General features: G+C 72.9%; 9 protein-coding genes. 4 read left to right on the plus strand and 5 right to left on the minus strand.

Going from position 1 to position 12,596, the window contains the following annotated elements:
- Positions 1 to 42: 42 nt before the first annotated feature.
- Together ABTY61_RS29695 and ABTY61_RS29700 are read right to left on the minus strand one after the other, a co-directional pair.
- Positions 43 to 2,433: an FtsX-like permease family protein gene (locus ABTY61_RS29695; protein ID WP_350508187.1), complete on the minus strand. Its 2,391-nt coding sequence runs from the start codon at positions 2,431 to 2,433 to the stop codon at positions 43 to 45.
- A complete protein-coding gene (locus ABTY61_RS29700) occupies positions 2,430 to 3,155 on the minus strand; it encodes an ABC transporter ATP-binding protein (RefSeq protein WP_502895453.1) in 726 nt (241 codons plus the stop codon). The genes ABTY61_RS29695 and ABTY61_RS29700 overlap by 4 nt, the downstream gene beginning before the upstream one ends.
- Positions 3,156 to 3,428: 273 nt before the next feature.
- Here ABTY61_RS29700 and ABTY61_RS29705 point away from each other — a divergent pair, with 273 nt between their 5' ends.
- From ABTY61_RS29705 to ABTY61_RS29720, 4 genes are all read left to right on the plus strand, one after another.
- Positions 3,429 to 4,880, plus strand: coding sequence for a sensor histidine kinase (locus tag ABTY61_RS29705; protein WP_350508188.1), 1,452 nt, complete (start codon positions 3,429 to 3,431; stop codon positions 4,878 to 4,880).
- Complete coding sequence (locus ABTY61_RS29710) at positions 4,832 to 5,479, plus strand: response regulator (protein ID WP_350508189.1); 648 nt, start codon at positions 4,832 to 4,834, stop codon at positions 5,477 to 5,479. The genes ABTY61_RS29705 and ABTY61_RS29710 overlap by 49 nt, the downstream gene beginning before the upstream one ends.
- 334 nt (positions 5,480 to 5,813) lie before the next feature.
- A complete protein-coding gene (locus ABTY61_RS29715) occupies positions 5,814 to 6,887 on the plus strand; it encodes an isopenicillin N synthase family dioxygenase (RefSeq protein WP_350508190.1) in 1,074 nt (357 codons plus the stop codon).
- Positions 6,888 to 7,086: 199 nt separating this feature from the next.
- Complete coding sequence (locus ABTY61_RS29720) at positions 7,087 to 7,869, plus strand: MerR family transcriptional regulator (protein WP_350508191.1); 783 nt, start codon at positions 7,087 to 7,089, stop codon at positions 7,867 to 7,869.
- A gap of 68 nt (positions 7,870 to 7,937) precedes the next feature.
- Here ABTY61_RS29720 and ABTY61_RS29725 read toward each other — a convergent pair whose 3' ends face one another.
- From ABTY61_RS29725 to ABTY61_RS29735, 3 genes are all read right to left on the minus strand, one after another.
- Positions 7,938 to 10,115, minus strand: a complete 2,178-nt coding sequence (locus ABTY61_RS29725) for a 3-hydroxyacyl-CoA dehydrogenase NAD-binding domain-containing protein (RefSeq protein ID WP_350508192.1) — start codon at positions 10,113 to 10,115, stop codon at positions 7,938 to 7,940.
- 55 nt (positions 10,116 to 10,170) lie between these two features.
- A complete protein-coding gene (locus ABTY61_RS29730; RefSeq protein ID WP_350508193.1) occupies positions 10,171 to 11,385 on the minus strand; it encodes an acetyl-CoA C-acetyltransferase in 1,215 nt (404 codons plus the stop codon).
- A 68-nt stretch (positions 11,386 to 11,453) separates the two neighbouring features.
- Complete coding sequence (locus ABTY61_RS29735; RefSeq protein ID WP_350508194.1) at positions 11,454 to 12,596, minus strand: acyl-CoA dehydrogenase family protein; 1,143 nt, start codon at positions 12,594 to 12,596, stop codon at positions 11,454 to 11,456.

A 12,596-nucleotide genomic window follows, 5' to 3' on the forward strand; every position in this document is an offset into this window, starting at 1 on the left:
GGCACGGGGGGACTCCGGGGTGCAACTCCTTCTCCCTCCCCGTCACTCCGTCCGCAGCGCCGTGACCGTCCGGGTGCGGGCGGCCCAGGTGGCCGGCAGGAGGGCACCGAGCAGTGCCAGCGCCACGCCGCCGAGTATCAGCGGCCCCACCACCGACGGGGCGAACACCGTGAGGTCCTCGTCCGGCACCCCGACCCCGGCGGCGCGGGCCATCGCCGGCATCACCAGGTGGTGCACCCCGATCCCGATCGGGACCCCGATCAGCCCGGCCACCAACCCGCTACCGCAGACGGAGGTGAGCACCATGCCGACGGTCTGCCGGGGCGACATCCCGAGGGCCTTGAACACCCCCAGGTCGTGCACCCGTTCCCGGGTGTCCAGCAGCACGGTATTGAGCACCCCGAGCCCCGCGACCACCGAGAGCAACAGGGTGAGCGTGCCCGCCAGGGTGTTCATCGCCAGCACCACGATGTTGAGGCGGTCCCCACCGGGATCGGCGCTCAGACCCATCGGCTTCACCACCGCGTCGAGTCCGTCGGCGTAGGACGACGCCGCGGTGCCCGAGGTGAGGTCGATGTGGAAGGCGACCGCTTCGGCGTGGATCGCTCCCCCGAGCGGCTCCAGCGAGGCGCGGTCCACGAACACCACGTCCTGGGTGGTCATGACCTCCCCGGTGATCTTCGCCGGGGAGGTGCGCCCTTGGTCGGTGAGGGTGACGGTGTCTCCGACCTTCTTCTGGTTGGCCTGGAGGAAGGCCGCGCTGACCACCGTCTCGCCGGCGCCGTGGAACCAGTGGCCCGTGACCAGTTGGAAGCCGCTCCAGGAGCTGTCGCCGGCGAACGCGACCAGTTCGTAGCGATCGGTGGCCCCGGCCACGGTGGCCGTGGCGGGCGCGCTGCTGTACCAGGCCCTGGTCCCGGGACGGGACTCGATCGCCTTCACCACGGCCGCCTCGTCCACGTGGTCGACCGGTACGGAGCCGTCGATCGGGACCTGGACCAGGACCTTGCCCGCGCGGTCGGCCGCCAGGCCGTCCTGGATCGACCCCAGTGAGAGCGTCAGTCCGACGCAGAGAGTGACTCCGGCCGTGCCGAGCACCACCGCGGCGGCGGTGGTGGCCGATCGGCCCGGCCGGTTCAACGGGGAGGCCAGCCCGAGGCTGAGGGCCCGGGGCACCGGCAGGCGGCCGATCAGGTTCTGCGCCGCGGACAGCAGGCCCGCCAGGCCGGCCCGGCCCGCCGCGCCCTCGGCGGTGGCCCGCTTGGCGCCCGGTGCCGTCCGGCCGACCGCGAGCGCCTCGACCGTGCGCAGCCGTCCCGCCCGCAGCGCCGGCACCAGCGCGGTGCCGGCCACCGCGCCCAGGGCCGCCACCGCGACCACCACGTCCACCCAGACGGGGATGCCGAGCAGACCGCCGCGCAGAGCTCTGTGGGCCACGCCCAGCACCGGTACGGACAGCAGGTTGCCTCCGAGCACGCCGAGCGCGGTGCCGACCCCGGCGGGGATCAACGCCTGGCCGACGTAGGCGCGCGCCACCTGGGCCGGGGTGAAGCCCAAGGCCTTGAGGATGCCGATCCGCCGGGTGGCGGCGCTCACGGCGCCGCTGACCACGACACCGATGATCAGCACCGACATGGCCAGGCCGAGCACCCCGAAAGCCGTGACGAACGGGACGAAGGTCGACGCCGTCCGGTTGGCCTCCGCCCGGGCGGGCCGGTAGGTGGTCGCCTTGGTGACCGCACCGCTCGGCACCGCGGCGGCGATCGCCGCGTGGTCGGCGTCCACCTCGGCGTCACTGCCCGCGTGGGCGAAGCGGTAGAGGTACTGGGCGGCGGGCGTGGTGCCGGGCGCCGTCAGCCCCGCCACCTGCTCGGGGGCGACCCAGCCGTCCGCGCTCCAGGAGACCGAGTCGGCCAGGCCGACCACCTTGAGCGTCGGGTGCCCGGGCAGGTCGGGGAACTGCGCCGTGTCGCCCACCGCCAGCGGGGAGTGCCCGTTCAGGAACACCACCTCGCCGGGGCCCGCGATCCAACGGCCCATGGTGATCCGCAGGCCGTCCATCGGGCCGCCCTGGGCCCGGCCGACCAGCGTCATCGGCGGCAGCAGGCTGCCAGCCGGCGGGATCTTGGTGTCCTGGCCGACCCGGGGCTGGAGGGTGACCGCCGGGTACGGGCCCGCCGAGGCCGTCACCCCTGGTGCCTGCGCGGCCGCGGCGAGTTGGGCGGGGCTCGCCTTCGTCCGGTCGTACAGCACGTTGAGGTGAGCGCCGTGCTGGTCGGTGAAGGCGCGTTCGTACGGGCCCTGGGCGGCGACCACCAGCCCGAGGGCGAGGATGCACGCCGTCACGGACATCATCGTGGTGAGCACCATCACCAGGGTCTGCACCCGCTTGCGGCCCACCCCCGCCCGGACCACCTTGCCCATCGCACTCATGCGCCCACCCCGCTCCGGCGACCGGGCAGCGACGCGTCGGCCGTGTCCCGGACCAGGCGGCCGTCGAGCAGTTCGATCGTCCGGTCGGCACAGGCCTCGGCGAGCGCGGTGTCATGGGTGACCAGCAGGATCGTCTGCCCCTCGGCGTTGAGCCCGCGGAGCAGCTCTCGGACGTCGGCGGCGGAGGCGGTGTCCAGCGCCCCGGTCGGTTCGTCGGCCAGCAGCAGCGGCGGACGGTTCATCAGCGCCCGGGCCACCGCGACACGCTGGCGCTCACCGCCGGAGAGCCGGCCGGGGAAGGCCTTGGCGTGCCGGGCCACCCCGAGCCGCTCCAGCAGCTCCCCGGCCCGGGCCCGGGCCGCCTCCCGGCGCAGCCCGGCGAGCTGGGCCGGGAGCAGCACGTTGTCCTCGACGTTCAGGTCGTCCAGCAGGTTGAAGAACTGGAACACCATGCCGATCCGCGCCCGCCGGTACTCGGCCAGCGCGGCCTCGCCGAGCTCGTGGACGGCCACGCCGTCCACCTCGACGCCGCCCTCGCTCGGGCGGTCGAGGCCGGCGATCAGGTTCAGCAGGGTGGACTTGCCACTGCCCGAGCGGCCGAGCACGGCCACCGCCTCGCCGGCCCGCACCTCGAGGTCGAGCCCGGCCAGGGCGGGGCGGGCGGCGTCGGATCGGTCGTACGTCTTGCTGACGCCGCGGATCCTGATGATCGGCGCGTTCACGGGCCCTCCACGGTTCGGGGTCCGGCTCCGGAAAGCCCGGACCGGCTGACGGAACATCACGCTACGAATCCGCGGCCGGGCCCTGACAGCCGTCTAGGCGGCGTCCAGGGGGTGTATCCAGATACACCCCGAACTGGGTGTTCAGGCCTAGAGCGTCGGACGATCACCCGGGGCAGACTGACTCCGCGACAGATCGGAACGGACGCCCGCAGGGCTCCGAGGCCGAGGCTTAGGGCGCCTTGACGGGTGCTCAGGACCGAGAGGGGGAGCGGCATGAAGGCAGAGGTGATCACCGGGGTGCCCCGGAGGATGGGCCGGGCCTGCGCGGACGGCGTGCGCGCGTGGTACGTGGCGACAATGGCCGTGACGGGGCTGATCTCGCTGCTGGCGGGGCCGGTCCTCCTGGGTGCCGCGCTGTTCGGCCCCGAGGAGTCGGGGCACTCGGGGCTCGGCGGGCCGCTGATCCTGACGGTGCCGCTGGGGCCGGTCGCCCTCTGGGCGCTCTGCTGGGCCACCGGCGGCTCCGGCCGGGCGGTGGGGGCCGTGCTGTTCGCCCCGGGCGCGCTCGCGGTGACGGCGACCCACCTGTACGGCGGCGCCGCGCCCGGCGGCCGGTCCGTCTCGCTCTGGCTGGCACCGTCACTGGTGGTGCTCGGGCTGTTCGGTGCGCGCTGGATCGCCACCGAGAGCCGGCGGGTCGTCGAGCGGTGGACCGGGCGGCCGATCCCGGCGCCGTACCGCCGCCCGGCCGAGGGGGTCGGCGCCTGGCAGCGGCTGTCGGCGGGCGGCTGGCTGACCGACCCGGCGACCTGGCGGGACCTCACCTGGGCGTTCCTCACCGGGTTCGCCGTGCTGTTCACGGCCGCGATCGTGGTGCTGACGCCGATCGCCATGGAGATCTTCGGCCGGAACGGGCTACTGTTCCCGCTGGTGGTCGTCTACGGCATGGGCTTCTGGGTGGCGCCGTTCGCGCTCCTGTGGGCGGCGCCGCCCGTCCTGCGGGTGCACGAGCGGGCGGCGAGGTCCCTGCTCGGACCCTCCCGGCGGACCGAACTCACCCGCCAGGTCAGCCATCTGGCGCGCACCAGGGCGGACACCATCGACGCCGGGGCGGCCGAGCTGCGCCGAATCGAACGGGACCTCCATGACGGGGCACAGGCCCGGCTGGTGGCACTGGGCATGCTGCTGACCGTCGCCGAGCAGGTGAAGCACGACCCGGACGCCCTCGGGCCGCTACTGGCCGAGGCCAGAACGTCCTCGGTCAAGGCGCTCGGCGAACTGCGGGACTTGGTCCGGGGCATCCACCCGCCGGTGCTGGCCGACCGCGGCCTGGCCGACGCGGTGGAGGCGACCGCACTGGACCTGCCGCTGCCGGTCACCTTCACCGGGGGCCTGCCCGGCCGGGCTCCGGCGCCGGTGGAGTCGGCCGCCTACTTCGCGGTCACCGAGCTGCTGGCCAACGTGGTGAAACACGCCGGGGCCTCGCACGTGTGGATCGAGATAGGGCACAGTGACGGGCTGCTGCGGATATCGGTCACCGACGACGGGCGCGGAGGCGCAGACCCGTCCCGGGGCACCGGCCTCAGCGGAACCGAACGCCGACTGGCCGCCTTCGACGGGGTGCTCGCGATCAGCAGTCCGTCCGGTGGGCCGACCATCGTGAACCTGGAGATCCCGTGCGCGTTGTCATCGCCGAAGACCTCTTCCTTCTCCGGGACGGGCTGACCCGGCTGCTGGAGGCCAACGGCATGAAGGTCACCGCAGCGGTCGAGGACGGTGAGCAGCTGCTCGCCGCGATCGCCGCGGACCGGCCCGACATCGCCGTGGTCGACGTGCGGCTGCCGCCGAGCTTCACGGACGAGGGGCTGCGCGCGGCGCTCGCGGCCCGACAGGCCCACCCGGGCCTGCCGGTGCTGGTGCTCTCGCAGTTCGTGGAGCAGCTCTACGCACGCGAGCTGCTGGCCGGCAGCTCCGGCGGGATCGGCTACCTGCTCAAGGACCGCGTGCTGGACGGCTCCCAGTTCCTCGACGCCGTCCAGCGGGTCGCCCAGGGCGGTACGGCCATGGACCCGGAGGTGATCACCCGGCTGCTCACCCACAACTCCTCGGCCGGCCCGGTCTCCACCCTCTCCCCGCGCGAACGGCAGGTCCTGGCGCTGATGGCCGAGGGCCGCTCGAACGCGGCGATCGCCCAGCAACTGGTGATCACCGAGCGGGCGGTCGCCAAGCACACCGCGTCGATCTTCGTCCGGCTCGACCTCCAGCCCTCCGACGACGACAACCGCCGGGTCCTGGCCGTGCTGGCCTACCTCAACAACGACTGAGCGCCTCGACAGCCCGGGAGGCGCGCAGCTTTGACAGGGCTCGGACAAGTGGGGGGCAGCCTTCCGCGGTAGGGGGGCTCGCCCGCCGGCGAACGGGTCCTCTACCCTGGTGAGGTGCTCATCCTTGTTCGCCGCCGCCACGTGGACCTGCTCCGCGTGACGAGCATGTCCTGTCGACGCTCCGGCTGAACCTCGCGCCACCCACCCTCACGGCAGCCCCCGAACGGCCGCCACCACCTCCCGGCTACCGGAGCACCCGCCGCACCAGGCGCGGCTCCGACCACCCCTGGTCGACCACCGGGACCAGCCGGGACGAGACCAGCGGATGTCACACATGCCCCAGCAGCACACCCCCATATCCGGAACCGGCTCCACCTCCGAGGCGCACCCCGAGGCGCACCCCGAGGCCCTCCCGGTGATCGACCTCTCGCTCGCCGACGGCAGCCCCGAGGACCGCCGCCGGCTGCACGACGAGCTCCGCACCGCCGCCACCGGCGTCGGCTTCTTCCAGCTCATCGGGCACGGCATCACCCCGGAGGAGACGGCCGCGCTCACCGGAGCCATGCGCGCCTTCTTCTCCCTCCCCGAGGCCGACCGGCTCTCCGTGAGCAACCTCAACTCCCCCCACTACCGCGGCTACACCCGCACCGGCGACGAGCGCACCGGCGGCAGCCAGGACTGGCGCGACCAGCTGGACATCGGCGCCGAGCTGCCCCCGCACACCCCCGGCAGCGGCGAGCCCCCGTACTGGTGGCTGGAGGGCCCCAACCAGTGGCCGACCGCGCTGCCCGAGCTGCGCACCGCCGCGCTCGGCTGGATCGACCACCTCGGCGCGGTCGCCCGCCGCCTGCTGCACGAGCTGCTCGCCTCGATCGGCGCCCGCCCCGACTTCTACGACGAGGCCTTCGCGGGCCACCCCCACCTGCGGCTCAAGCTGGTCCGCTACCCCGGCACCGCACCGGACGGCTCCGGCCAGGGCGTCGGCGCCCACAAGGACTACGGGTTCATCACCCTGCTCCTCCAGGACACCGTCGGCGGTCTCCAGGTCGAGCGCCCGGACGGCACCTTCCTGGACGTCCCGCCGCTCGAGGGCGCCTTCGTGGTCAACCTCGGCGAGCTGCTGGAGGTGGCCACCGACGGATACCTCAAGGCGACCAGCCACCGCGTGGTCAGCCCGCCCGGAGCCCGCGAGCGCTACTCGGTCCCGTTCTTCTACAACCCCCGCCTCGACGCCCACATCGAGCCGCTCGACTTCCCGCTGGCCCACCACGCCCCCGGCGCCACCGAAGACCCGGCCAACCCGCTCTTCGCCGACTTCGGCTTCAACGAGTGGAAGGGCTATACCCGAGCCCACCCCGAAGTCACCCGCCGCCACCACGCCGCCCTCGCCGAGCCCGCCTCCCGCTGACGGCTGACGGCTGACGGCTGACGGCTGACGGCTGACGATCGGACCACGGCCGGCCGAACCGGCACGACCCCGGACACCGGGGCGCGTGCCGGTTCGCCCGTTCCCGGCCCCGCCCGGCCCGCATCCGATGGACCTGATCGCACCGCACTGTCACACTGCTGCTGTCACAGCAGGAGTGTGCCAGCGCGGGAGGCAGTAGATGGGGGAGCACGGCGCCGGGGTGGGTGAGGTGCGGCTGACGGTGGACGAGTTGGCGGCGCGGGCCGGGGTGACGGTGCGGACGGTGCGGTTCTACGGTACGAAGGGGCTGCTGCCGCCGCCGGAGCTGGGTCCGCGGCGAGTGGGCCTCTACGGGGCGGCTCACCTGGACCGGCTGGGGCTGATCGAGGAGTTGCAGCGGCAGGGGCTGACCCTGGCCGCGATCGAGCGGTACCTGGCCCGGCTGCCGGAGGACAGCACCCCGCTGGGCCTGGCGATCCACCGGGCGCTGGTGGCGTCCTGGACGCCGGAGACGCCCGAGGAGGTGGGCCGGGCGCAGTTGGAGCGGCGGGCCGGCCGGGGGCTGTCGGAGGAGCAGGTGGAACGCCTGGTCGCAATGGGCGCGCTGGAGCGCACGGCCGACCCCGAGGTGTTCCGGGCGGATCCGGGCCTGCTGCCGCTGGGCGTGCGGATCCTGGACGTGCCGATCCCGTTGGAGACGCTGCTGGCCGCCCGCGCGGTGGTGGTGGAACACAGCCGGGCGACGGCACGGGAGTTGCAGCGGTTGTTCCGGGAGACGGTGTGGAAGCCGTACCGGGAGAGCGAGCCGGATCCGGCGGAGCTGGCCCGGATGAAGGAGCTGACCGACCACATCCAGCCGATGGTGGCGCAGGCGCTGGTCACCGCGTTCCAACGCTCCTTGCGCGAGGAATTGGGCGACGAGCTGGGCGACGAGCTGGGCGAGGAAGCGAGCGAGGAATCGGGCGAGGAGCCCGGCGACTAGCAGGTGCCGGGTGGGGTCGCGCCCTCGCGCGCACGGCCCCACCCGGCACCCGGGCCAGTCAGCGGACGTCAGTCGGTGAAGGTCCGCCCCTCCGCCGCGATCCGCTCCAGCAGGGCCGGGGGCGCGAACCGCTCGCCGTACGCGGCGGCGAGTTCGCGGGCGCGGGCCGCGAAGCCGGCCGGGCCGCCCTCGTAGCCGTTGATGTACTGGAAGACGCCGCCGGTCCAGGCCGGGAAGCCGATGCCCAGGATCGAGCCCACGTTGGCGTCGGCGACCGAGGTCAGCACGCCCTCCTCCAGGCAGCGCACCGAGTCGATGGCCTCGCTGAACAGCATCCGCTCCTTGAGGTCCTCGAACGGGACCTCGGAGGGGTCGCCGGCAACGGAGAAGTGCTCCAGCAGCCCCGGCCAGAGCCGGCCGCGCTTGCCGTCCTCGCCGTACTCGTAGAAGCCCGCGCCGCCGCTGCGCCCGGGGCGGCCGAACTCGTCGACCATCCGGTCCACCACCGCGTCCGCCGGGTGCGGGGTCCAGGTGCCGCCGGCGGCCTCGACCGCGAGCCGGTACTCGTCGCGGATCTTGCGGGGCAGGGTGAGGGTGAGCTCGTCCATCAGGGAGAGCACCTTGGCGGGGTAGCCCGCCTGGGCGGCGGCCTGCTCGACGGAGGCCGGGTGGATGCCCTCGCCGACCATGGCGACGCCCTCGTTGAGGAACTGGCCGATCACCCGCGAGGTGAAGAAGCCGCGGGAGTCGTTGACCACGATCGGGGTCTTGTCGATCTGCCGGACCAGGTCGAAGGCGCGGGCGAGCGCCTCGTCGCCGGTCTGCGGGCCGCGGATGATCTCGACCAGGCGCATCTTGTCGACCGGCGAGAAGAAGTGCAGGCCGATGAAGTCGCCGGTGCGCTGGACGCCTTCGGCGAGCACGCCGATCGGCAGGGTGGAAGTGTTGGAGCAGAGCAGCGCGTCGGGGGCGACCACGCCCTCGATCTCCTGGAACACCTTGTGCTTGAGCTCGGTGTTCTCGAAGACGGCCTCGATCACCGCGTCGCAGCCCGCCAGGTCGGCGGTGTCGGAGGTGGCGGTGATCCTGGCGAGCAGGGCGTCGCGCTTGGCCTCGGTGGAGCGGCCGCGGGCGATGGCCTTGTTCAACAGGCCCTCGGAGTAGGCCTTTCCGCGCTCGGCGGCCTCGGCGCTGACGTCCTTGAGCACGACGTCGATGCCGGCCTTGGCGCAGGCGTAGGCGATGCCCGCGCCCATCATCCCGGCGCCGAGCACCGCGACCTTGCGGACCGGCCGCTTCTCGATCCCCTGGGGCCGCCCGGCGCCGGAGTTGACCGCCTGCATGTCGAAGAACAGCGCCTGGATCATGTTCTTGCTGGTCTGCCCGCAGGCCAGCTCGGTGAAGTAGCGAGCCTCGATCACCATCGCGGTGTCGACGTCGACCTGGCTGCTCTCCACCGCGGTGGCCAGCACGTTGCGCGGGGCCGGGTAGGGCGCGCCGTTCAGCTGCTTGCGCAGGTTGGCCGGGAAGGCGGGCAGGTTGGCGGCGAAGGCGGGGGTGGCGGGGGTGCCGCCGGGGATCTTGTAGCCCTTGACGTCCCAGGGCTGGACGGCGGTCGGGTTGGCTTCGATCCAGGCCTTCGCGCGGGCGGTCAACTCCTCGGGCGTGTCGACCAGTTCGTGCACCAGGCCGTGCTCCAGCGCCTGCCCGGGGCGGTACTGGCGGCCCTGCAGCAGGAACTTCAGCAGGGCGTCGGTGATGCCGAACAGCCGCACCGTGCGGACCACGCCGCCGCCGCCCGGGAGCAGGCCGAGGGTGACCTCGGGCAGGCCGATCCGGCTGGCGGGGGTGTCCAGCGCGATCCGGTGGTGGCAGGCGAGGGCGATCTCCAGGCCGCCGCCGAGCGCACTGCCGTTGACGGCGGCGACGACCGGCTTGCCCAGGGTCTCCAGCTTGCGCAGCGAGCGCTTGATCCGCATGGACTTCTCGAAGACGGCCTCGGCGTCCTCGGGGCGGGCGGCGGAGAGCATGCGCAGGTCTCCCCCGGCGAAGAAGGTCTTCTTGCCGGAGGTGACCACCACGCCGCGCAACGCGTCGCCGAGGTCGGCCAGCCGGTCGACCACGGCCTCGAAGTCGGCCGTGAAGGCCTCGTTCATGGTGTTGACGGACTGGGTGGGGTCGTCGAGGACGAGGGTGACCACGCCGTCCTGGTCCTGCTCCCAGCGGATGGTGGTGGTGTCGCTCATGAGTTCAGGGTCTCCAGGTCTACCGGGGAGAGTGGGAGGGAGTCAGGAAGGGGGGTCAGACGCGCTCGACGATGGTGGCGACGCCCATGCCGCCGCCCACGCACAGGGTGATCAGGCCGTAGCGCAGGTCGCGCCGCTCCAGCTCGTCGACGACGGTGCCGAGCAGCATCGCGCCGGTGGCGCCGAGCGGGTGACCGAGGGCGATCGCACCGCCGTTGACGTTGACCTGGTCGTGCCGGAAGCCGAGTTCGCCGATGAAGCGCAGGGCGACCGCCGCGAAGGCCTCGTTGATCTCGACCAGGTCGATGTCGGCGGCGGTGAGCCCGGCCTTGGCGAGCGCCTTGCGGGTGGCCGGGGCGGGGCCGGTGAGCATGATGGTCGGCTCGGAGCCGGAGACGGCGGCGGAGACGATCCGGGCGCGCGGGCGCAGCCCGTACCGCTCGCCGACCTCGCGGTTGCCGATCGCGACGAGGGCGGCGCCGTCCACGATGCCGGAGGAGTTGCCCGCGTGGTGGACGTGGTCGATGGCCTCCACCCAGTGGTACTTCTGCAGGGCGACGGCGTCGAAGCCGCCGGCCTCACCGATCGCGGCGAAGGACGGCTTGAGGCCGGCCAGGGTCTCGACGGTGGTGCCGGGGCGGATGAACTCGTCGCGCTCCAGCACGACCAGGCCGTTGCGGTCGCGCACCGGGACGACCGAGCGGTCGAACAGGCCGTCCGCCTGGGCCTTGGCGGCGCGCGCCTGGGACTCGGCGGCGAAGGCGTCCACGTCGGTGCGGGAGAAGCCCCCGATGGTGGCGATGAGGTCGGCGCCGATGCCCTGCGGGGCGAAGTTCGTCTCGTACGAGGTCATCGGGTCGGCGAACCAGGCGCCGCCGTCGGAGGCCATCTTGACCCGGGACATCGACTCCACGCCGCCGGCCAGGATCAGGTCCTCCCAGCCCGAACGGACCTTGGCGGCAGCCAGGTTGACGGCCTCCAGGCCCGAGGCGCAGAAGCGGTTCTCCTGGACGCCGGCCACCGTGTCGGGCAGGCCGGCCGCGATGGCGGCGATCCGGGCGATGTCGGAGCCCTGGTCGCCGATCGGGCTGACCACGCCGAGCACGATGTCGTCGATCGCGGCCGGGTCCAACTCGGGGTAGCGGCGGCGGATCTCGTGGATCAGGCCGACGACCAGGTCGATCGGCTTGGTGCCGTGCAGCGAGCCGGTGGCCTTGCCGCGGCCGCGCGGGGTGCGGATCGCGTCGTAGACGTACGCTTCGGTGGTCACGATGGGGATGCCTTTCGGGGCAGGGGGGTTCCTGAGGGTCCTGCGGAGGCCGGACGCCGGGGGGAGGCTCAGTCGAGGATGGAGCGGCCGACGATCTCCTTCATGATCTCGGTGGTACCGCCGTAGATCGTCTGGATCCGGCCGTCGGTGAACGCCCGGGCGACCGGGAATTCGCTCATGTAGCCGTATCCGCCGTGGAGTTGGAGGCAGCGGTCGGCGGTGCGCTTCTGCAGTTCGGTGGCCCACCACTTGGCCATCGAGGCGTCGGCCGGGGTGAGTGCGTAGCGGTTGTGCTCGGTGATGCAGCGGTCGACGAAGGTCCGGGTGATCGCGCACTCGGTGGCCAGTTCGGCGATCTCGAAGCGGACGTGCTGGAGCTTGGCCAGCGGACGGCCGAAGGCCTCGCGCTGCTTGACGTAGTCGGTGGTGATCTCGACCAGGTGCTCGGCGCCGGCGATCGCCGCCGCGGCGATGGTGAGCCGCTCCTGGGCGAGGTTCTGCATCAGGTGGACGAAGCCGCCGTTGAGCTCGCCGAGCAGGTTCTCCTTCGGCACCCGGACGTCCTCGAAGAACAACTCCGCGGTGTCCTGGGCCTTCTGGCCGATCTTGTCGAGGTTGCGGCCGCGCTCGAAGCCCGGCGTGCCGCGCTCGACGGCGAGCAGGCTCAGCCCGTGTGAGCCGCCCTCGGGCGTGGTCCGGGCGACCACGATGACCAGGTCGGCCAGGATGCCGTTGGAGATGAAGGTCTTGGCGCCGTTGAGCAGGAAGTGGTCGCCCCGGTCCACCGCCTGGGTGCGGATGCCCTGGAGGTCGGAGCCGGTCCCGGGCTCGGTCATCGCGATCGCGGTGATCAGTTCGCCACTGCAGAAGCCCGGCAGCCAGCGCCGCTTCTGCTCCTCGGTGGCGAGTGAGGTGAGGTACGGGCCGATGATGTCGTTGTGCAGCCCGATCGCCAGCCCGGAGGCGCCGGCCCTGGCGAACTCCTCGGCCACCACGGCGGCGTAGCGGAAGTCGGGGGCGCCACCGCCGCCGAACTCCTCCGGCACGGCGATGCCCAGCAGGCCCTGTCGGCCGGCCGCCAGCCAGACCGAGCGGTCGACGATGCCGGCCTTCTCCCAGCGGTCGTAGTGCGGCAGCACCTCCTTGGCGAGGAAGGCCTTCACGGTGGCCCGGAAGTCCTCGTGCTGCTCGGTGAAGATCTCGCGCTGCAA

The organism is Kitasatospora sp. NPDC096128 (assembly GCF_040303105.1).
Lineage (GTDB): Bacteria > Actinomycetota > Actinomycetes > Streptomycetales > Streptomycetaceae > Kitasatospora.